Annotated in this window: 20 protein-coding genes; 6 read left to right on the top strand and 14 right to left on the bottom strand. The window is 68.6% G+C overall.

The genetic code is table 11. The features are described 5' to 3' along the window. Positions 1–92: 92 nt before the first annotated feature. Positions 93–1652, bottom strand: coding sequence for an MFS transporter (locus BLT19_RS10805; protein ID WP_091489709.1), 1560 nt, complete (start codon positions 1650–1652; stop codon positions 93–95). Positions 1653–1718: 66 nt separating this feature from the next. On the opposite strand from BLT19_RS10805, the gene BLT19_RS10800 reads away from it, so the two are divergent. Then, positions 1719–2264, top strand: coding sequence for a TetR/AcrR family transcriptional regulator (locus BLT19_RS10800; protein ID WP_091489706.1), 546 nt, complete (start codon positions 1719–1721; stop codon positions 2262–2264). A gap of 13 nt (positions 2265–2277) precedes the next feature. On the opposite strand, the gene BLT19_RS10795 is transcribed toward BLT19_RS10800, so the two are convergent. The 4 genes from BLT19_RS10795 to BLT19_RS10780 form a co-directional block, all read right to left on the bottom strand. Further along, a complete protein-coding gene (locus BLT19_RS10795; protein ID WP_091489701.1) occupies positions 2278–2916 on the bottom strand; it encodes a hypothetical protein in 639 nt (212 codons plus the stop codon). 49 nt (positions 2917–2965) lie between these two features. After that, the gene (gene serA, locus BLT19_RS10790) at positions 2966–4570 is read right to left on the bottom strand and encodes a phosphoglycerate dehydrogenase (RefSeq protein ID WP_091489698.1); all 1605 of its coding nucleotides are present in this window, start codon (positions 4568–4570) and stop codon (positions 2966–2968) included. Between the two features lie 108 nt (positions 4571–4678). Next, a complete protein-coding gene (locus BLT19_RS10785; RefSeq protein ID WP_231917623.1) occupies positions 4679–5005 on the bottom strand; it encodes a bacitracin resistance protein in 327 nt (108 codons plus the stop codon). 20 nt (positions 5006–5025) lie between these two features. Continuing rightward, complete coding sequence (locus BLT19_RS10780; RefSeq protein ID WP_091489689.1) at positions 5026–5547, bottom strand: DNA polymerase III subunit gamma/tau; 522 nt, start codon at positions 5545–5547, stop codon at positions 5026–5028. A gap of 153 nt (positions 5548–5700) precedes the next feature. Here BLT19_RS10780 and BLT19_RS10775 point away from each other — a divergent pair, with 153 nt between their 5' ends. Beyond that, positions 5701–6642 carry an oxygenase MpaB family protein gene (locus BLT19_RS10775; protein ID WP_091489686.1) on the top strand — a complete coding sequence of 314 codons (942 nt, stop codon included), beginning with the start codon at positions 5701–5703 and terminating at the stop codon, positions 6640–6642. Positions 6643–6863: 221 nt separating this feature from the next. On the opposite strand, the gene ilvC is transcribed toward BLT19_RS10775, so the two are convergent. From ilvC to BLT19_RS10745, 6 genes are all read right to left on the bottom strand, one after another. Then, positions 6864–7889 carry a ketol-acid reductoisomerase gene (ilvC, locus tag BLT19_RS10770; RefSeq protein WP_091489682.1) on the bottom strand — a complete coding sequence of 342 codons (1026 nt, stop codon included), beginning with the start codon at positions 7887–7889 and terminating at the stop codon, positions 6864–6866. Positions 7890–7950: 61 nt separating this feature from the next. After that, the gene (gene ilvN / locus BLT19_RS10765; protein WP_091489679.1) at positions 7951–8463 is read right to left on the bottom strand and encodes an acetolactate synthase small subunit; all 513 of its coding nucleotides are present in this window, start codon (positions 8461–8463) and stop codon (positions 7951–7953) included. A 2-nt stretch (positions 8464–8465) separates the two neighbouring features. After that, positions 8466–10274: an acetolactate synthase large subunit gene (locus tag BLT19_RS10760; protein ID WP_091489676.1), complete on the bottom strand. Its 1809-nt coding sequence runs from the start codon at positions 10272–10274 to the stop codon at positions 8466–8468. Between the two features lie 43 nt (positions 10275–10317). Further along, entirely contained in the window at positions 10318–12024 is a 1707-nt protein-coding gene (gene ilvD / locus BLT19_RS10755) for a dihydroxy-acid dehydratase (protein WP_091489672.1), read from the bottom strand. 9 nt (positions 12025–12033) lie between these two features. Next, positions 12034–12816 (bottom strand): trehalose-phosphatase, encoded by a 783-nt coding sequence (gene otsB, locus BLT19_RS10750; RefSeq protein ID WP_231917622.1) that lies wholly within the window; start codon positions 12814–12816, stop codon positions 12034–12036. Then, positions 12813–14243, bottom strand: a complete 1431-nt coding sequence (locus BLT19_RS10745) for an alpha,alpha-trehalose-phosphate synthase (UDP-forming) (RefSeq protein WP_091489668.1) — start codon at positions 14241–14243, stop codon at positions 12813–12815. The genes otsB and BLT19_RS10745 overlap by 4 nt, the downstream gene beginning before the upstream one ends. Before the next feature lie 76 nt (positions 14244–14319). Between BLT19_RS10745 and BLT19_RS10740 the strand changes: the two genes are divergently transcribed. Further along, positions 14320–14571, top strand: coding sequence for a hypothetical protein (locus BLT19_RS10740; protein ID WP_091489664.1), 252 nt, complete (start codon positions 14320–14322; stop codon positions 14569–14571). Positions 14572–14594: 23 nt separating this feature from the next. On the opposite strand, the gene BLT19_RS10735 is transcribed toward BLT19_RS10740, so the two are convergent. Next, entirely contained in the window at positions 14595–15044 is a 450-nt protein-coding gene (locus tag BLT19_RS10735; RefSeq protein WP_091489659.1) for a GNAT family N-acetyltransferase, read from the bottom strand. A gap of 186 nt (positions 15045–15230) precedes the next feature. Here BLT19_RS10735 and BLT19_RS10730 point away from each other — a divergent pair, with 186 nt between their 5' ends. Genes BLT19_RS10730 through BLT19_RS10720 form a run of 3 tightly spaced genes read left to right on the top strand, consistent with a single transcriptional unit; the run spans position 15231 to position 17825 of the window. Beyond that, the gene (locus tag BLT19_RS10730) at positions 15231–16139 is read left to right on the top strand and encodes a MetQ/NlpA family ABC transporter substrate-binding protein (RefSeq protein ID WP_091493821.1); all 909 of its coding nucleotides are present in this window, start codon (positions 15231–15233) and stop codon (positions 16137–16139) included. Continuing rightward, positions 16136–17173, top strand: coding sequence for a methionine ABC transporter ATP-binding protein (locus BLT19_RS10725; RefSeq protein ID WP_091489655.1), 1038 nt, complete (start codon positions 16136–16138; stop codon positions 17171–17173). Before BLT19_RS10730 ends, BLT19_RS10725 begins: the two co-directional genes overlap by 4 nt. Then, positions 17166–17825 carry an ABC transporter permease subunit gene (locus BLT19_RS10720; protein WP_091489652.1) on the top strand — a complete coding sequence of 220 codons (660 nt, stop codon included), beginning with the start codon at positions 17166–17168 and terminating at the stop codon, positions 17823–17825. Before BLT19_RS10725 ends, BLT19_RS10720 begins: the two co-directional genes overlap by 8 nt. Before the next feature lie 21 nt (positions 17826–17846). Here BLT19_RS10720 and BLT19_RS10715 read toward each other — a convergent pair whose 3' ends face one another. Both BLT19_RS10715 and BLT19_RS10710 read right to left on the bottom strand, forming a co-directional pair. Further along, positions 17847–19031, bottom strand: coding sequence for an acetyl-CoA C-acetyltransferase (locus BLT19_RS10715; protein WP_091489648.1), 1185 nt, complete (start codon positions 19029–19031; stop codon positions 17847–17849). Beyond that, positions 19028–19669, bottom strand: coding sequence for a 3-oxoacid CoA-transferase subunit B (locus BLT19_RS10710; RefSeq protein WP_172825620.1), 642 nt, complete (start codon positions 19667–19669; stop codon positions 19028–19030). The genes BLT19_RS10715 and BLT19_RS10710 overlap by 4 nt, the downstream gene beginning before the upstream one ends. Between the last annotated feature and the right edge of the window lies 1 nt (position 19670).

Below are 19670 nucleotides of genomic sequence, written 5' to 3'. Positions count from 1 at the left end.
GCCGCCGGGTGCACGGGTTCGATGCCGCCGTGAACCCGTGCACTCGGCGTGAAGCCGTGCACACGGCGTGAAGCCGTGCACACGGCGAGGGGTCAGTGCTCGGCGGGCTCCCGGCGCGGCGTGCCGCCGAGGGTGAGTGCGGCGATCACCGCCGCGATGACGATGAGCCCTGCGCCGATCAGCGCCGTGACGCCGACTCCCGCATCGAACGCATGAGCCGCGGCATCGCGCAGTGCCTGTCCGAGCGTCACATCGATGGTGTGCGAGGCCGCGACAGCCCCGGCGAGCGTCTCGCGAGCCGCCTCCGCCGCCGCTGCCGGCAGATCGGCCGGCAGCACGAGATTCGCCCGGTAGAAGGCCGCCAGGAGACCGCCGATGATCGTCGTTCCCAGGACCGCGCCCAGCTCGTAGGCGGTCTCGGAGACAGCGCTCGCCGCCCCCGCCTTGGCCGGCGGGGCGCTCGCGAGGATCAGCTCGTTCGAAACGGTCTCGGCGGCACCGATGCCGACACCCAGCGCGACGAAGGCGCCGATCAGCAGCGGCAGGATGCCGGTGCTCGCCGCAACCGCCACCAGCACGTACCCCAGGATCGAGAAGCAGAGCGCGACCGGGACGACGATCCTCGGCGCGACGCGCTTGGCGATCGGCACCACCCCGATGCCGGCGACGATCATGGCGAGCAGGCCGGGCACCAGCGCGAGCCCGGCTTCCAGTGGCGACAGCCCCACGATGAGCTGCAGGTGCTGCGCGACGAAGTACAGGAAGCCCACGAGGCCGACGACACTCAGAAGGTTGACCAGCACCGAACCGGAGAAGGTCGCGCGGCGGAACAGCCGCATGTCGAGCATCGGATCGTCGAGGCGGTTCTGGCGGCGGACGAACAGCCAGCCGAAGACGGCACCGGCCACCACCAGCAACGGGGGCAGGACGCTCTCGAGCCCGTGCACCGCGAACTCCTTGATCGCGTAGACGATCGGCACCATCGTGGCCAAGGACAGCACGACGCTCGTCGGATCGAAGCGACCGGGGTGAGGGTCGCGGCTCTCCGGCACCAGCAGCGGCACGAGGATCAGCAGCGGCACGAGGACCGGCACCGCCATCAGGAACACCGAACCCCAGGCGAAGTGCTCGAGGAGTATTCCCCCGACGACGGGTCCCAGCGCGGCACCGGCGGAGAACGCCGACGCCCAGATCGCGATCGCCATCCGTCGCTGATCGCGGTCGGTGAAGATGCTGCGCAGCAGCGAGAGCGTCGAGGGCATCAGCATCGCGCCGAAGACGCCCATCAGCGCGCGCGCAGCGATCAGCCACTCAGCACTCGGGGCGAATGCGGCCAGCGCCGAGACGGCACCGAACCCGGCGGCGCCGATGAGCAGCATCCGCCGGCGTCCGAACCGGTCGCCCAGCACGCCCATCGTCACCAGCAGGCTGGCGAGCACCAGCGGATACGAATCGATGATCCACAGCTGCTGCGTGGCGGTCGGCTCGAGGTCCAGGGCGATCTGCGGCAGCGCGAAACTGAGCACGGTGTTGTCGACTGAGACCAGCAGCACCGGCAGCATGAGCACGACGAGCGCGGCCCAGCCGCGCCAGTCGACGCGTCTGCTCGCCGCATCGGCCAGCGCGAGATCTTGCGTGAGTGTCGAAGTCATAGTTTATAAACCGTCCAGCCGGTATAGTAACAGAGTGACCGAGCCGCTGTCGATACGATCGAGCGCATGAGCCGCCCCCCGCACGCCCGTGAGAGCGTGCTCGACGCGTTCGAGGCGATCCTCATCAGCGACGGCGAGCGTTCGGCCACGATGGATGCCACCGCGCGCGCCGCGGGCGTCTCCAAAGGCGGGCTGCTCTACCACTTCGGCTCGAAGGACGCCCTGGAGGCCGGTGTGCTCGAGCGCCTCGGTGCCCTCGTCGACCTGGACATCGAGAAGATCACGACGGCCGAGGAGGGCGCGGTCAGCTACTTCCTGCGCTCGTCCGTGATGCAGAACGACCCGCTCGACCGGGTCATCATCGCCACCTCTCGTCTGGCCCAGGGCGGCAGTGCAGCCGCCAGCGCGGCCCTTCGCGAGATCCGTGTGCGGTGGGAGGACGCCCTGCGGCCGCATGTGAAGGACGCCACCGCGCTGGACCTGGTCATGCTCGTCAGCGACGGCCTGTACTTCAACAACGCACTGCAGGGCGGTTCGATCCCCGGACCGGTCCCCAGCGGCGCGGAGCTGGACGCACTGATCGTCATGGTCGAGAGCGCGACGCTGCGCTGAGCAGGGCCGAGCCTCAGCGCGGCGCGGGCGAGGCGGATGCTGCGGTGAACAGCAGCTGTGCCAGCCACAGGCCAACCAGGATGGCGGGCACCGACACGCCCAGCGCGCGCGCCCAGTCCCCCGCGGTCGCCGGCCGCGCGTCGGCGTCCCGTCCCGTCCCGCCGATCCCGAAGATCGGCGTCGGCCCTCGCCGATCGCGGAAGGGCCGATCGTGCACCGTCGTCGTGCCGATGATCAGCCGGGTCGCGCCCACACGGAGCACGAGCGCCACCGGAGCGAGCCCCATCACCAGGAACACGATCGCCACCACCAGGTTCGCCGTGCCGCCCGGCAGGAATGCCGCTCGCAGGAACGCGATGCCGAGCCCGACGAAGAGCACCGGCCACGCCCAGATCACCAGAGGCGTGCCGAACCCCCGCGCGAGGAACAACGCGATCGCCACCGCGATCAGACCGCCGAAGATGCTCAGCGGCGCGAAGACCACGACCGACTGCGGGCACTCGGTCTCGATGACGTAGGGACCGCCGGAGGCGCAGAATCCACCGAGCCCCATCACCAGGTCGCTCACGCGGTAGAGCAGCGCGAAGCTCAGCGTGAACAGCAGCCACGACACGGCCGAGCCCGCCACTCGGGCTGCCGGCACGTTCCCCATCGCCCCATGCGCTCAATCTAGCGTCGCGACGGCGCCTGCACGCGGCGACTTACGGCTCGGTGATCTCGATCTGGCGGAACAGGTCGGCTTGAACGGCATCCCGGAGCTCGGCGAGCATCTCGTCGGGTACCGGCGAGTCGACCGTCAGCACGGAAAGGGCGCGACCGCTCGCGTCCGGATGCGCCACCTGGAGTCCGGCGATGTTGATGCGCGCATCGCCCAGCCGCTGTCCGTAGATGGCGACGATGCCGGGACGATCGGCGTAGCGCATGACGATGTGGTACTGCTCGAAGGGCACCTCGATCTCGTACCCGTTAATCCCGACGACCTTGGGAACCATGCGGGTGCCTGCCAGCGTTCCGGCGATCTCGAGGACGGATCCGTCGGCCAGAGTGCCGCGCAGCACCGTGAGGTTGCGATAGAGCGGGCTCTCGGTGTCCACGATGAGTCGCGTCTCGATGCCGCGCTGCTCGGCGAACAGCGGCGCGTTCACGTAGGAGACGTTCTCACTGACGACGTTGGTCAGGATGCCCTTGAGCGCCGCGAGGCGGTACACGCTCACGTCGTACGCGGCGAGTTCCCCGCGCACCTCGATGTCGAGGCTGGTCACCGCGGCATGGGCGAGCCCGGTGAAGAACTGTCCGAGCTTCTCGACGAGCGCGATCCCCGGGCGGACGAACGGATCGATGATGCCGCCCGCGACATTGACGGCATCCGGAACGAGATCGCCCTCGAGGGCCAGCTTCACCGAACGTGCGACGGACACCCCCGCCTTCTCCTGCGCCTCGTCTGTGCTCGCCCCGAGGTGCGGGGTGACGACGACGTTGGGCAGATCGAGCAGCCGCGACGCGCTCGAATCGGCGGCCGGCGGCTCGGAGGTGAAGACATCCAGCCCGGCACCGGCGATCACGCCGGAGGCGAGCGCGTCGCGCAGCGCGTCCTCATCGATCAGCCCGCCGCGTGCGACGTTGATGACGAACGCGGTGGGCTTCATGAGCGCGAGCTGTTCGGCCCCGATCATCCCGGTCGTCTCGGGTGTCTTGGGCATGTGCACGGTCACGAAATCGCTCTGGCGGAGCACCTCGTCGAAGGAGAGGAGTTCTACCTGCAACTGCTGCGCGCGCGTGGGGGTCACGTAGGGGTCGTAGCCGACGACGCGCACACCGAAGGCGCGAAGTCGTTCGGCGATGAGGGCCCCGATCCGGCCGAGGCCCACGATGCCCACGGTCTTCTCGAACAGCTCCGTGCCGGTGTAGGCGCTGCGCTTCCACTGGCCGTCCGCGAGCGAGGCGTGCGCACTCGGGATGTGCCGTGCCAGGCTCAGGATGTGCCCGATCGTCAGCTCGGCAGCCGAGATGATGTTGGAGGTCGGGGCGTTGACGACCATCACGCCGGCGGTGGTGGCCGCCTTGATGTCGACGTTGTCCAAGCCAACGCCGGCACGGGCGACGACCTTCAGGTTCGGCGCGGCGGCGATCGCCTCGGCGTCGATCTTCGTGGCCGAGCGCACCAGCACGGCCTGCGCGCCGGAGAGCGCCGACAGCAGCGCCGGACGGTCGGTTCCGTCGACCTGGCGGACATCGAAGTCCGGTCCCAGGGCGTCGATCGTGGCGGGTGAGAGTTCTTCGGCGATGAGCACGACGGGCTTCGTCACGGAGTGGATCCTTCGGGGCAGTGCGCGACGGCACAGCGGATTGCAAGAGGGCGAGACGCTGTTCAGCCTATCGCCCGCCCGCCCGGCCCCCGGACCGGATGACGGCCCTCAGGCGACGTACAGCCCGGGCGAGGCCGCCGCGTAGGCCAGGATGTTGAGCCAGAACACCGCGACCAGCGCGAGTCCGGTGAGCAGTGTCAGTACCAGCGGCAGGGCTGATCGCCGCCAGGCGATCGCGAACGCCCCGGCGAACACGACCAGCGGGAACACCACGGGCAGGATCAGGACGAACCAGCCGTAGCCGGTGAGGCCCACGACTCCCTGGGCCTGCTGGAGCAGGAAGCCGAGCGCGGTCCACACGACGAAGGCGTAGAACAGTCCGAACAGACCGGCGATCGTGGCCACGAGCCATACCGGCAGTGCTGTGCGCCGCACCGACGGCGCCTCCGCGGCGCTCACAGCGCCGCTCCGGCCAGGACGAAGGGCCATGGCACCAGCACGACCACCCCGACCGCCAGCAGCGTGAATCGGATCCACGCCTTCGCGCCACGGGTCATCAGGAACACCGTGATGAACCAGATCGGCGGGGCCAGGATCGCCAGCCCGACGGTGATCTGGAAGGCGATCGGATCCAGGAACAGTGCGGCCACGAGCGAGAGGCGTCCCGCACCGATCAGCCATCCGATCCCGTACAGAAGGTACACCCCGCCGAGCACGCCGATACTGATCAGCGCCGCGTTGCCCATCGGCACGCGATCGCCGGGCATCGAGACACTGCCGTCCGCGGCGATGCGCCCGACCTCCGCGCTCCCTTTTCCCACAGCGCTGAAGCCGTCCGGGAGTGCCGGCGGCTCGGCATCCGTGTTCGGCTTCGCCGTGCTCGGCGTTGCGGTGTGCGGCACTGCGACACCGACGTCGAGCGTGGGGTCGTCGTCACCATCCCATGCGAGGGCGTCGTCGTCTCTGCCGGGGCTCATGCTGTCAGCGTAGCCGTGACCTCGCGGCCACCGGCTGCGCGCACTCTGTGCGCACGCCGTCGCCGGCTCCGCGGGAGAGGAGGATGCCCGGAGCGTTCAGATACCGCAGCCCGGAGCGGCCCCCGCCCCCTCGCACCGTGATGTACTGACGGGATGGCGACGGTGAAGGATCGGTGGCGGTCTCATCTGCTCCAGACCCTGTCCGGCGCCGACGACGGATCGCCGCAGTGGGTGCTGGAGATGCGCGAGGGGCTCGACGCGGGATACTTCGGTCCGGGTTCGGCCGCGTGGGCGGTGCACGGGGGCATGGGGACGATGGTCGCCGGCATCCGCGCGCTGCTGCTGCAGGCGCTGCACCCCGGTGCCATGGCGGGCGTGCACGACTGGTCGCGCTACCGCGAAGACCCGCTCGGCCGGCTCACGGGCACCATCCGGTGGCTGGTCACCGTCACGTTCGGCGATCGAGCCACAGCGGACCGTGCGAGCGCGTTCGTTCGCGGACTGCATCGGCGGGTGCAGGGCGAGTACGTCGACGCGGACGGCGTGCTGCGGCCGTATCAGGCCAGCGACCCCGACCTGGTGGAGTGGGTGCATCTGGCGTTCACCGACTCGTTCCTGACCTGTCATGAGCTGTGGGAGTCGCCGATCCCCGGCGGCTCGGACGCCTACGTGCGCGAGTGGGCGACGGCGGGCGAACTGATCGGCATGGACGCGCCGCCGCGCACCGCCGCCCAGCTGCGCGGCCGCCTCCAGTCGATTGCGGACGCCGGCACACTCAGATCCGATGAGCGCGTCGCGGACGTCGTGCGGTTCATCCGCAGACCGCCGCTGGCCAGGGGCATGATGCCCGCCTACCGCGTCCTGTTCGCGGGCGCAGTGGCATCCCTCGACCCGCTCCACCGCCGGATGCTGGGACTCGGCGGCCCGTCCCCGTTGGCCGTCCCGGCCACCGGCGCCGTGCTGCGCACGATACGGGTGGTGCTGGGCGAGCAGTCCACCTCCGAACAGGCGGCCCGCTCGCGGATCGCGCGGCTCGAGGGCCGAGGCAGCCGCCTCGATGCCTCCGCGACCGACGCAGCCCAGGACGCCGCCTGACGCAGGGAGTCGGCTCGCGGCAGCCACGGGTGGCCAGGCGGGTCAGCTTCGTCGAACCCGCCTGGCGCACCACCTGGGACGCTACGCGCCGTTCCGCCGGTTCGATACCCCCGGCATGACCGGTGCATGCGAACAGCGTGGAACGAAGGTGGCCCGGTCGCACCACCCGGGTTGGGGGTGGTGGGACCGGGCCGTGAGCCGTGCCGGTTAGGACGACTGGTCTAGCGGGCGGCGGAGCCCTCGGTGTAATCCGAGTCCTGCTGCTTCCACGCGAAGAGGGCGCGCAGTTCCTTGCCGGTGGCCTCGATGGGGTGCGCCGCACCCTTTGCGCGCAGCTCGAGGAACTCGGGCGCTCCGGCATCCTGGTCGCCGATGAAGCGCTCTGCGAACGCACCCGACTGGATGTCGGCGAGAACGGCCTTCATGTTGTCCTTGACGTGCGGGTCGATGACGCGCGGCCCGGAGACGTAGTCGCCGTACTCGGCCGTGTCGGAGACCGACCAGCGCTGCTTGGCGATGCCGCCCTCCCACATGAGGTCGACAATCAGCTTGAGCTCGTGCAGCACCTCGAAATAGGCGATCTCGGGCTGATAACCCGCCTCCACGAGGGTCTCAAAGCCGTACTGGACGAGCTGCGAGGTGCCACCGCAGAGCACCGACTGCTCACCGAACAGATCGGTCTCGGTCTCTTCGGTGAAGGTCGTCTTGATGACACCGGCGCGCGTGCCGCCGATGGCCTTCGCGTACGACAGCGCGAGGTCCCACGCCTGACCGGACGCGTCGCGCTCGACAGCGATGATGTCGGGGATGCCGCGGCCGGCGACGAACTCGCGACGCACGGTGTGGCCGGGGGCCTTCGGGGCGATGAGGATCACATCGACGCCCTCGGGCGCATCGATGTAGCCGAAGCGGATGTTGAAGCCGTGCGCAAAGGCGAGCGTCTTGCCGGGCGTCAGCTTGTCCTTGATGCTGTCGGTGTAGATGCCGCGCTGGTGCTGGTCCGGCGCGAGGATCATGATGACGTCCGCCCAGTCGGTGGCGTCGGCGACGGAGAGGACCTCGAAGCCGTCCTCCTGGGCCTTCGCGGTCGACTTCGAGCCGTCCTTGAGCGCGATCGCGACCTCGACGCCCGAGTCGCGGAGGTTCTGGGCATGGGCGTGGCCCTGCGAGCCGTAGCCGACGATCGCGACCTTCTTGCTCTGGATGAGCGACAGGTCGGCGTCGTTGTCGTAGAAGAGTTCGGCCATGGGGATAGTTCTCCTTATCAGTGGTTTCAGCGGGACCGGAGTCCCCGAGCACGCCGAAGCGTCAGCTGGCGCGCAGCACGCGTTCGGTGATGGATTTGCCGCCGCGCCCGATGGCGAGCAGGCCGGATTGCGCGAGCTCTCTGATGCCGAAGGGGTCGACCGCGCGCAGGAACGCCTCGACCTTCCCCTTGTCGCCGGTCAGTTCCACGACCAGGGCATCCGGCGAGTAGTCGACGACGGAGCCGCGGAACAGATTCACGACCTCGAGCACATTCGAACGCGTGGCGTTGTCGGCGCGGATCTTCACGAGCACATGCTCGCGCTGCACCGACGAGGACATGTCCAGCTCGACGATCTTGATGACGTTGATCAGCTTGTTCAGCTGCTTGGTCACCTGCTCGAGCGGCAATTCATCGACGTCGACGACCACGGTGATCCGCGAAAGACCGGGCACCTCCGTCACACCGACGGCAAGCGACTCGATGTTGAATCCGCGGCGCGCGAACAGCCCCGCGACGCGAGTCAGCAGACCGGGCTTGTCCTCGACCAGGAGGCTCAGCACATGACTGGACATGATCAGGCCTCCTCGTCGAACGCCGGCGAGTGCTCCCGCGCGTACTGGACGTAGCTGTTGCTGACGCCCTGCGGCACCATCGGCCACACCATGGCGTCGGCGCTCACGACGAAGTCGATGACGACGGGACGGTCGTTCGTCTCGAGGGCGAGCCGGATCGCGGCATCCACGTCCTCCTCCTTCTCGACGCGGATCGCCAGGCACCCGTACGCCTCGGCCAGCTTGACGAAATCCGGGATGCGGACCGTGCCGTGGCCGGTGTTGAGGTTGGTGTGCGAATAGCGGCCGTCGTAGAACAGCGTCTGCCACTGGCGCACCATGCCCAGCGACGAGTTGTTGATGATCGCGACCTTGATCGGGATGTTGTTGATCGCGCAGGTGGCGAGCTCCTGATTGGTCATCTGGAAGCAGCCGTCGCCGTCGATGGCCCACACGTCGCGGTCCGGTTCGGCGACCTTCGCGCCCATCGCCGCAGGAACCGAGTAGCCCATCGTCCCGGCACCGCCGGAGTTGAGCCAGGCGTTGGGCCGCTCGTACTTGATGAACTGCGCCGCCCACATCTGGTGCTGGCCCACGCCCGCGGCGTAGACGCCTTCCGGGCCGGTGATCTCGCCGATCCGCTTGATGACGTACTGAGGCGACATCAATCCATCGGTGGGCTGGCTGTAGCCGAGTGGGAACTCGTCGCGCAACCCGTCGAGGTAGGACCACCACTCCTCGGTGTCGGGTGCAGCACCACCGGCGGCGGAACGGTACGCGCTCTCCAGGTCGACCAGGACGTCCTTCAGGTCGCCCACGATCGGCACCTCGGCGGCGCGGATCTTCCCGATCTCCGCCGGGTCGATGTCGACGTGCACGACCTTGGCGTTCGGCGCGAACAGCGCGGCCTTCCCGGTCACGCGATCATCGAAGCGCGCGCCCAGCGAGATCAGGAGGTCGGCCTCCTGGAGGGCGAGGACCGCCGGAACCGTCCCGTGCATCCCCGGCATGCCCAGGTGCTGCGGGTGCGAGTCTGGGAAGGCACCGCGGGCCATCAGCGTGGTGACCACGGGCGCTCCGGTCGCCTCCGCCAGGGCGAGCAGCTCGGCGGAAGCCTGCGAGCGGATCACACCGCCGCCGACGTACAGGACCGGCTTCTTGGCATCGGCGATCAGCTGTGCAGCGGCCTGGATCTGCTTGCCGTGCGCCTTGGTCACCGGCCGGTAGCCGGGCAGGTCGATCTTCGGGGGCCAGACGAAGGGCACCTCGGCCTGCTGCGCGTCCTTCGTGATGTCCACGAGGACCGGCCCCGGGCGTCCCGTGCCGGCGATCTCGAAGGCGGCGGCGATGGCGCCGGGGATCTCGGAGGCGTCCTTGACCAGGAAGGAGTGCTTGGTGATCGGCATGGTGATGCCGACGATGTCGGCCTCCTGGAAGGCGTCGGTCCCCATCAGTGTGGAGAAGACCTGCCCGGTGATGCAGACGATCGGAACGGAGTCCATGTACGCGTCGGCGATCGCGGTGACGAGGTTCGTCGCGCCGGGACCGGAGGTCGCGATGGCGACGCCGATCTTGTTGGATGCCGACGCGTAGCCCTCGGCGGCGTGGCCCGCGCCCTGCTCGTGGCGGACCAGGATGTGGCGCAGTTCCGTGCTGTCCATGAGCGGGTCGTAGACGGGCAGGATCGCACCGCCCGGGAGTCCGAAGACGTCCGTGACGCCGAGCAGCTCGAGCGAGCGGACGACCGCCTGCGCGCCGGTGAGCACCGGCGCAGACGCGGAGGGGGTTCGAGCAGGAGGCCGGGGCAGAGCCGAGGCGGTTTCTGCAGGCATGTTGGTGATCCTCTGTCGAGAGAGATGGATGTCGGAGACGGGCCTAGCCCGTCACTGCGCCTTCCGCGGCGGAACGCACGAGCTTCGAGTACTTGGCCAGGACGCCACGGGTATAGCGCGGAGGAAGCGGCTCCCAGCCAGAGCGGCGGGAACCCAGCTCAGCCTCGTCGACGAGTAGGTCGAGAGTGCGAGCCGCGATATCGACCCGTATCAGATCACCATCGCGCACGAAGGCAATCGGACCTGCGTCCACTGCTTCGGGTGCTATGTGGCCGATGCACAGGCCGGTTGTGCCGCCTGAGAATCTGCCGTCCGTCAAGAGTAGTACATCTTTTCCGAGCCCCGCGCCCTTGATGGCCGCGGTCACGGCGAGCATCTCGCGCATGCCGGGACCGCCCTTGGGGCCTTCGTAGCGGATCACCACGACATCGCCGGCGGCGATCTCGCCCGCCTCCAGCGCATCCATCGCCGCCCGCTCCCGCTCGAACACGCGGGCGGGACCCTCGAACACGTCCGAATCGAAACCGGCCGACTTGACGACCGCACCCTCCGGGGCGATCGACCCGTGGAGGATCGTGATGCCGCCCTTCTCGTGGATCGGGTTGTCGAACGTGTGGATGACGGTGCCGTCGATGGCGTCGGGGTTCAACTCCGCGAGGTTCTCCGCGAGCGTCTTGCCGGTGACGGTCAGGGCGTCCCCGTGCAGGAGACCCTCGTCGAGCATCGCCTTCATGATCACCGGGATGCCGCCGTGGCGGTCCACGTCGTTCATCACGTACGTGCCGAACGGCTTCATGTCGGCCACGTGCGGGGTCCTGTCGCCGATGCGATTGAAATCGTGGAGGTTCAGCTCCACTTCCGCCTCGTTGGCGATCGCCAGCAGGTGCAGCACCACGTTCGTCGAGCCGCCGAGCGCCATCGCCAGAGCGATCGCGTTCTCGAACGCCTCCTTGGTGAGGATGTCGCGCGTGGTGATCCCGAGCCGCAACAGGTTGACGACGGCCTCGCCGGAACGGTGCGCGAAGTAGTCGCGGCGCCGGTCCGCGGCGGGCGGAGCGGCGGAGCCCGGCAGGCTGAGACCGAGCGCTTCAGCGACGGAGGCCATCGTGTTCGCCGTGTACATGCCGCCGCAGGCGCCCTCGCCCGGTGCGATCGCGCATTCGATGCGCTTGAGGTCTTCTTCACTCATCTTGCCGGCCAGGCACGCGCCGACCGCCTCGAACGAGTCGATGATCGTGACGTCCTTCTCGGTGCCGTCGCTGAGTTTCACCCAGCCCGGAGCGATCGAGCCCGCGTAGAGGAAGACGCTGGACAGATCGAGTCGCGCCGAGGCCATCAGCATGCCCGGTATCGACTTGTCGCAGCCGGCCAGCAGCACGCTGCCGTCGAGCCGCTCGGCCATCATCACCGTCTCGACTGAGTCGGCGATCACCTCGCGCGAGACCAGCGAGAAGTGCATGCCCTCGTGACCCATCGAGATGCCGTCCGAGACCGAGATCGTGCCGAACTGCAGCGGGTACCCGCCGCCGGCGTGCACGCCTTCCTTGGCTCCCTGCGCCAGGCGGTCCAGGCTCAGGTTGCAGGGGGTGATCTCGTTCCAGCTCGAGGCGATGCCGATCTGGGGCTTGTCCCAGTCCGCGTCGCCCATGCCGACGGCGCGGAGCATGCCGCGCGAGGTCGTCGCCTCGATGCCGTCGGTGACGACCCGGCTGCGGGGCTTGATGTCGATGGTGTCTTCAGGAGCGGGCATCCTGAAAGTCTATTGCCGGTGTTCTGCCCGCATCCGCGCCAGCGCGCCTAACGCGGCGGCCAATTCTTGGATGCTTCCCACACGCACCGACGCCGCCGTCTGGCCCTCCCCGACGCGGATGCCGAGGTCATCCGGCCCGAGGCTCGCCAGCGCGTCCTCGTCGGTGACATCGTCCCCGGCGAACACCACGGCGGTTGCTCCGACCCGTTCGCGCAGCGCGGCGATCGCCGAGTCCTTGCCCTCATGCCGGAAGGCGTACTCGACGATGTTGTGGCCGGTGCGCCGGCGCCAGTGCGGTGCCCGTTCGGTGACGAGGCGGTCCGCGATTTCGCGAGCGGCCGCGGCATCCTCTGCAGACGCCACGCGGGTGTGGATGCCGAACCCGAACGTCTTCGGCTCGACCCAGACGCCCTCGCGCTCCCCGATCTCAGCGGACACCGCATCGCGGAGCTCGTCGCGCAGGGCGTGTGCCGCATCGTCGTCGTCCGTGGCCTGGACTCCTTCGCCGGGCACCCACGATTCGGCTCCGTGCGAGCCTGCCAGGTAGATCGCCGAATGGTCCGCGTGCTCGGAGATCTCCCGCAGATCGTGCAGGCTCCGACCCGACACGTAGGCCACGACGGTGTCCGGTGTCGCGGTGAGCGCTGCCACCACCGCGGCCGCCTCGGGCAGCGCCCGCGCCTGCATCGGCTCATCTTCCAGCGGCGCAAGCGTCCCGTCGAAGTCCAGCGCGACCAGCAGCCGATCGGATGCGGCGACCCGTTGCAGCGCCTGGGTCAGGTCCTGCGTCACGATGCGACTCCTTCACGGGTGGTGTGGAAGACGGCCAGCGCCTCGAGGAATTCGCGCGACCAGTCTTCGACGCTGTGCTCCAGCACCCGGCGCCGGAGCGCCCGCATCCGTCTGCCCTGCTCGGCGGGCGGCATCTCGACGGCTCGCATGATGGCCTCCTTGAGGCCTTCGATGTCGTGCGGGTTGATCCGCACCGCGGTGCCGAGCTCATCGGCTGCGCCGGCGAACTCGCTCAGGACGAGCACCCCGCGGTTGTCGACCCGCGACGCGACGTACTCCTTGGCGACGAGATTCATTCCATCGCGCAGCGCTGTCACGAGCATCACGTCCGCCGCGAGGAACAGTGCGACCATCTCCTCCCGCGGGTAGGCCTGGTGGAGGTAGCGGATCGCCGTGTGGCCCATCGTGTCGTGGTCGCCGTCGATGCGACCGACAGTCAGCTCGATCTCGTCACGCAACTGGATGTAGGCGGCCACGCGTTCGCGGCTAGGGCTCGCGACCTGGACGAGGGTCACGTCTTCGACGTCGAGACGCCCTTCGGCCAGCAGTTCGCCGTACGCCTTCAGACGGTGACGGATGCCTTTCGTGTAGTCCAGCCGATCGACGCCCAGGAGGATCCGCTTGGGATTGCCCAGACTCTCCCGGATCTCACGAGCACGCTCCTGCACGTCTGCGCGCTGGGCGAGCTCGATGTACGAGGACGCGTCGATCGAGATGGGGAACGCCTTGGCCAGCGCGATCCGCGTGCCGCCATCGCCGTCCGGGACGGCGATCCCCGAGGCCTTGGTCTCGTAGCGGAGCTGTCGGCGCACCGAGCGGGCGAAGTTCCCGGCATCCGCCACCCGTTGGAAGCCGATCACGTCGGCGCCGAGGAGTCCTTCGAGAACCTGCCTCCGCCACGGGAGCTGGGAGTAGAGGCCGTATGCCGGGAACGGAATGTGGTGGAAGTATCCGATGGTCACATCGGGTCGCAGCTCGCGCAGCATCTTCGGCACCAGCTGGAGCTGGTAGTCCTGGACCCAGACGATTCCGCCTTCAGCGGTCGCCGCGGCGGCAGCCTCCGCGAAGCGGCGGTTGACGCGCACGTACGCGTCCCACCACACGCGGCTGTAGCGCGGCTCGGAGATGACGTCGTGATAGAGCGGCCAGATGGTGTCGTTCGAGAAGCCCTCGTAGTACAGCTCGACGTCTTCGGCGCTCAGACGCACCGGAACGAGGTGGGTGCCCTCGAAGTCGAAGGGCGCCACGTCGAGATCGGGCTGACCCGCCCACCCGACCCAGGCGCCGTCGGCCTTCTGCATGATCGGCTCGAGCGCCGTGACCAGGCCACCCGGGGAGCGACGCCACGCATCCGGTCCCTCGATGTCATCGGTGGCGCGATCGACGGGAAGTCGATTTGCGACGACGACGAACTCGGCTGTGGACACGCGGTCCTCCTGATCCCGGGAATTTCCAGGCTAACAGCGCTCCACCGCCGTCCCCGCGCAGAGTAGCGTGGAGGGCATGCGCAAGTACCTCTTCGGCACCGGCATCATCGGCGCGGTCATCAGCGGCCTCACCCTTCTGCGCGGTGCGCGCGACACGAAGTTCACGTGGCGCGAGGCACTGGCGTGGCTCAGCTGGGGTATCACCGCCGCACTGGCCGTCGGAGCCATCGTCGATACGCGACGGGCATCCCGCGGCATCCTCATCGCCGAGGACTCCCCGGTGCACGGCAAGGAGCAGAAGCTCCTGAAGAAGCATCTGCGCGCCTGAGCGATCCGGTCCCAGCCGGCGCACTACCCGCCGAGCGGGATCTCGTAGTGCACGAAGCCCGTGTCGGTCGCGACCCGGTCGTACAGCCGCCGCGCGGTGCGATTGTGCTCCTGCGTGAGCCAGTACACCTTCGCGCAGCCGTGCTGGTGCGCCCAGGCGCGCACGTTCTCGATGAGCGCAGCTCCGGTGCCGCCGCCGCGGACCTCGGGATGCACGAAGAGGTCCTCGAGATAGCAGTACGGCCCCTCCGACCAGGTCGCCGCGTGCGTGAGCCAGTGCACGATCCCGATGGCGGAGCCGGCGTCGTCCCGTGCGATCGCGCCGTGGATCGACGCTTCGGGGTCGAGGATCCGGCGGAAGGTCAGCTCGGTCTGCGCGGGTGACAGGTCGGCCTCGTAGAACTCGAGGTAGCCCCACCACAGCGCCAGCCAGTCGTCGTGGTCGCCGTCAGTCAGCGCCGTGATCGTGGTCATGGCGCCACGCTATCCGGATCGGGTGTCGTCGTGTTACGGGCGTGTTTCGGGGGCTCCGGACGTTCTGCGTATGGTCGTTGCGGCACCGCGACGAGGCGAGCGGGTGGAGACACCCGCACCGGCGGTCCTCGGCCCGCCGACGCGGGGCCGATGACCGACCACACCGAACTGCATCTGGAGAGCTCCATGTCCCGCAAGAGATTCCTGACCGCTGCCGCCCTGACACTCCCCCTCGCCTTGATCTTCGCCGGTTGCGCCGGTTCTCCTGATCCTGCCTCGACCGGTGGAACGAGTGGCGAGACCACTGAGCCGGTTCGCATCGGAGTCGTCGGAGCGGGCGACCCGTATTGGGAGACCTACAAAGAAGCTGCCGCCGCGGAGGGCATCCAGGTCGAGCTCGTCGACTTCAGCGAGTACACGCAGCCCAACCCCGCGCTGTCCGCGGACGAACTGGATCTCAACCAGTTCCAGCACATCATCTACCTGGCCACCTACAACGTGAACAGCGACGACGACCTGCAGCCGATCGGCTCCACCGCGATCTACCCGCTCGGTCTCTACTCGACCCAGTACGACGATGTGGCGGACATCCCCGAGGGCTCGACGGTGGCGGTTCCCAACGACGAGAGCAACCAGGCGCGTGGTCTGCTCGTGCTCCAGTCGGCAGGTCTCATCGAACTCGAGGACGGCGGATCGATCTTCTCCACCGTCGCCGACATCGACGCGGCCAACTCCAAGGTGACGGTCGAAGCCCTGGATGCCGCGTTCACGGCGACATCGCTGCCGGACGTCGCCGCGGCGATCATCAACAACGACTTCGTCGAGGACGCCGGCCTGACCTTCGAGGATGCCATCGCCACGGACGATCCGGCCGACCCGAGCGCGTTCCCGTACATCAACATCTTCGCCGCGAAAGCCGAAGACGCCGACAACCCGACCTACCTCAAGCTCGTCGAGATCTTCCAGACGAACAAGGACGTGCTCGACGGTCTCCAGGAGGCCTCCGGTGGCACGGCGGTCACCGTGCAGACTCCGGTGAAGGATCTCGTCGCGTCCCTCACCGAGGTCGAAGACGACATCCGCGCCAACCAATGACGCTGATCCGACTCTCCGGCGTCACCAAGACCTACCCGGCCCCCGTCAAGGGGGCCGGTTCGGTCGTCGCGGTCGACGACGTCTCACTCGACGTCGAGGCGGGTCAGATCTGCGGCATCATCGGGTACTCCGGCGCCGGCAAAAGCACCGTCCTGCGGCTCGTGAACGCCCTCGAGGCACCCACATCCGGGTCGGTCGAGATCGATGGCCGGGACATCACGAAGCTGCGCGAGAAGGACCTGCGGGAACTGCGCGGCGACATCGGCATGATCTTCCAGCAGTTCAATCTGTTCGAATCCCGCACCGTCGCAGGCAACGTCGCATACCCGCTCGAGGTCGCCGGACGATCCAGAGCCGAGATCACCGCCCGCGTCGCCGAACTGCTGGACTTCGTGGGGCTCGGTGGCAAGGCCAAGAACTATCCTGAGCAGCTCTCCGGCGGACAGAAGCAGCGCGTCGGCATCGCTCGAGCGCTCGCCACGAGCCCGAAGATCCTCCTCGCCGACGAGGCCACGAGTGCATTGGACCCCGACACCACGCAGGAGGTGCTCGAACTCCTGCGCAAAGTGAACCGCGACCTCGGCATCACGATCCTCGTCATCACCCACGAGATGGACGTGATCCGCACGCTGGCGGAGCGGGTCGTCGTCATGGAGGACGGCCGCATCATCGAGAGCGGCGAGGTCTTCGATGTCCTCTCCGCCCCGCAGAGCGCCGCGACGAAGCGCTTCGTCGCGAGCATCATCGAGGATGTCCCGACCGGCGAGCAGCTGCAGACCCTGCGGCGGCGGCATCCGGGTCGGATCGTCACCTTCACCATCCGCGACGGGGACATCACCCAAGCCGACGTCTTCGCCGCCCTCGCCGCCGAGGGCGTCCGGTTCGAACTGATCCACGGCGGGATCAACGACATCCGCGGACGCGTCTTCGGTCACCTCACCCTCGTCCTCGACGGCGAAGCGGATGCCGTCCAGCGGGCGATCGAGCGGGCCTCGACCTTCGCACCGCTGATCGAGGAGGACCCTCATGGATAGGCTGCTCGCGCTGCTGCCCGAACTGTGGTCGGCCTCATTCGAGACGCTCTACGTCGTCTCGCTCGCGCTGGTGTTCGGCGGGGTCGCCGGCCTTCTGCTCGGCCTGGCGCTGTATGCCACCAGAGCCGGAAGCCTGTTCCCGCAGCCGGTCGTGTTCGGCGTGCTGAACGTCGTCGTCAACTTCTTCCGGCCGATCCCGTTCGTGATCCTGCTGGCGGCGGTGCAGCCGATCGCGCGGAGCATCGGCATCCCCGGCATCGGACCGGAGTTCGGCATCTTCGCGATCACGCTCGCCTCGATGTTCGCGATCAGTCGCATCGTCGAGCAGAATCTGCTCACCGTGCGCCCCGGCATCATCGAGGCCGCACGCGCGGCGGGCGCGAGCCGCTCCCGCATCCTGTTTCGGCTCATTCCGCGCGAGGCGCTCGGGCCGCTCATCCTGGGCTACACGTTCATCGTCGTCGCACTCGTGGACATGACCGCGATCGCCGGCGCCGTCGCGGCCGGCGGTCTGGGCGAATTCGCGATCGTCTACGGCTTCAAGCAGTTCAACCCGGTCGTGACGTGGGCGGCGGTGCTGATCATCATCGTGATCGTGCAGGGCGTGCAGCTGCTCGGCAACACGCTGGCGCGGAAGGTGCTCCGGCGCTGAGTCGGACCGAGCGGGCAAGGATCAGCGAGTGAGGATCAGCGCGTCGCCCTGACCGCCACCGCCGCAGAGGGCGACTGCCGCCGTTCCGCTTCCGCGCCGCACGAGCTCGTGCACCGCGTGCACGACCAGACGATTGCCCGACGCGCCGATCGGATGCCCGATCGCGATCCCGCCGCCGTGGATGTTGACCACGTCGTCCGAGAGGCCGAGCTCGGCCTGCGAGCGCGCGACGACGGCACCGAAGGCCTCGTTGATCTCCACGACGTCGAGATCGGCCGCGGTGATGCCCTGCTTGCGCAGCGCCTTCTCGATCGCTCGGGCCGGCTGCGCGTGCAGCGAGTTGTCCGGTCCGGCGACCTGCCCGGAGGCGCCGACGACGGCCAGCACCGGCCAGCCGTGCTCATCAGCGTGCGAGCGGGTCGTCAGGACCACTGCAGAGGCTCCGTCGGAGATCTGCGAGGAGTTGCCTGCGGTGATCGAGCCGCCCTCCGCGAACGCCGCCCGCAGACGCGCGAGCGTCTCGATCGTGGTGTCGGGACGGATGCCCTCGTCCGCCGTCACGAGGATCGGCTCGCCCTTGCGCTGCGGGATCTCCACCGGCACGATCTCCGGGGCGAAGACGCCCGCCTCGGTGGCGGCGGCGGCGCGCTGATGAGATCTCGCGGCGACGGCATCCTGCATCTCGCGCGTCACCTCGAACCGGTCGTTGTGGCGTTCGGTGGAGGCGCCCATGCTCTCGCGATCGTACGCGTCGGTCAGACCGTCGAACGCCATGTGATCGAGCACCTCGATCGAGCCGTACGCCCACCCGTCACGCGAGCCCATCAGCAGATGCGGTGAGCGGGTCATCGACTCCATCCCGGCTGCCACCACGACAGTGGCATCGCCCACGGCGATCATGCGCGCGCCGTCGATGATCGCGGTGAGCCCGGACAGGCAGACCTTGTTGACGGATGAGGAATTCACCTCCCACGGGATGCCGGCACCCACCGCCGCCTGCCGTGCGGGATTCTGCCCGGCGCCGGCTGCCAGGACCTGGCCGACCAGCACCGCGTCCACAGCGTCGGGCGCGATGCCCGCCTGCGCGAGCGCGCCGCGGATCGCGATGCTGCCGAGCTGTACGGCCGTCAGCGCGGAGAGCTGCCCTTTGAGCCTCCCCTGCGGCGTGCGGGCGGCGGCGACCAGGACGATGTCATCGGCGTTCATGCGGGGATCCTCACGATCAGGGGGGGTTCGGTGGCGGCGACGACCTCGTCGACGCTGACCCCCGGCGCGGTCTCGATCAGCACCAGGCCGTCCGCGGTCACATCGAGAACGGCGAGGTCGGTGATGATGCGGTCGACGACTCCCCTGCCGGTCAGCGGCAGCGAGCATCCGTTCACGATCTTGGCACTGCCGTCACGCGCGACGTGTTCCATGAGCACGATCACCCTTGCGGCGCCGTGCACGAGGTCCATGGCCCCGCCGGGGCCTTTGACCATCTTGCCGGGGATCATCCAGTTCGCCAGGTCGCCTGTGGCCGAGACCTGCATCGCGCCGAGGATCGCGGCGTCGACCTTGCCGGCGCGGATCATCCCGAAGCTCGTCGCCGAATCGAAGAAGGCCGCGCCCGGCTGGACGGTGACCGTCTCCTTGCCGGCGTTGATCAGGTCGGGATCCACGGCGTCCTCGGTCGGGTACGCACCCACGCCGAGGATGCCGTTCTCCGACTGGAGGATGACGGTGCTGCCCGCCGGCACATAGTTGGGGACGAGCGTCGGGAGTCCGATGCCGAGGTTGACGTACGATCCGTCGCTGAGCTCGGCGGCCGCGCGGGCCGCCATCTCGTTGCGGGTGAGCGCCATG

The sequence above is a fragment of the Microbacterium pygmaeum genome, assembly GCF_900100885.1.
Taxonomy (GTDB): Bacteria; Actinomycetota; Actinomycetes; order Actinomycetales; family Microbacteriaceae; genus Microbacterium; species Microbacterium pygmaeum.
Note: the sequence above shows the minus strand (reverse complement) of the source record. Positions and strands in the feature narration are given on the sequence as shown.

Coding starts and splice junctions, on each gene's coding strand:
- BLT19_RS10760 (WP_091489676.1), bottom strand. CDS start 10,274: ATGCCTGCAGAAACCGCCTCGGCTCTGCCCCGGCCTCCTGCTCGAACC.
- BLT19_RS10730 (WP_091493821.1), top strand. CDS start 15,231: ATGTCCCGCAAGAGATTCCTGACCGCTGCCGCCCTGACACTCCCCCTC.
- BLT19_RS10715 (WP_091489648.1), bottom strand. CDS start 19,031: ATGAACGCCGATGACATCGTCCTGGTCGCCGCCGCCCGCACGCCGCAG.
- BLT19_RS10740 (WP_091489664.1), top strand. CDS start 14,320: ATGCGCAAGTACCTCTTCGGCACCGGCATCATCGGCGCGGTCATCAGC.
- BLT19_RS10720 (WP_091489652.1), top strand. CDS start 17,166: ATGGATAGGCTGCTCGCGCTGCTGCCCGAACTGTGGTCGGCCTCATTC.
- BLT19_RS10710 (WP_172825620.1), bottom strand. CDS start 19,669: ATGGCGCTCACCCGCAACGAGATGGCGGCCCGCGCGGCCGCCGAGCTC.
- BLT19_RS10725 (WP_091489655.1), top strand. CDS start 16,136: ATGACGCTGATCCGACTCTCCGGCGTCACCAAGACCTACCCGGCCCCC.
- BLT19_RS10780 (WP_091489689.1), bottom strand. CDS start 5,547: ATGAGCCCCGGCAGAGACGACGACGCCCTCGCATGGGATGGTGACGAC.
- BLT19_RS10805 (WP_091489709.1), bottom strand. CDS start 1,652: ATGACTTCGACACTCACGCAAGATCTCGCGCTGGCCGATGCGGCGAGC.
- BLT19_RS10795 (WP_091489701.1), bottom strand. CDS start 2,916: ATGGGGAACGTGCCGGCAGCCCGAGTGGCGGGCTCGGCCGTGTCGTGG.
- ilvD (WP_091489672.1), bottom strand. CDS start 12,024: ATGCCCGCTCCTGAAGACACCATCGACATCAAGCCCCGCAGCCGGGTC.
- ilvN (WP_091489679.1), bottom strand. CDS start 8,463: ATGTCCAGTCATGTGCTGAGCCTCCTGGTCGAGGACAAGCCCGGTCTG.
- ilvC (WP_091489682.1), bottom strand. CDS start 7,889: ATGGCCGAACTCTTCTACGACAACGACGCCGACCTGTCGCTCATCCAG.
- BLT19_RS10800 (WP_091489706.1), top strand. CDS start 1,719: ATGAGCCGCCCCCCGCACGCCCGTGAGAGCGTGCTCGACGCGTTCGAG.
- BLT19_RS10775 (WP_091489686.1), top strand. CDS start 5,701: ATGGCGACGGTGAAGGATCGGTGGCGGTCTCATCTGCTCCAGACCCTG.
- BLT19_RS10735 (WP_091489659.1), bottom strand. CDS start 15,044: ATGACCACGATCACGGCGCTGACTGACGGCGACCACGACGACTGGCTG.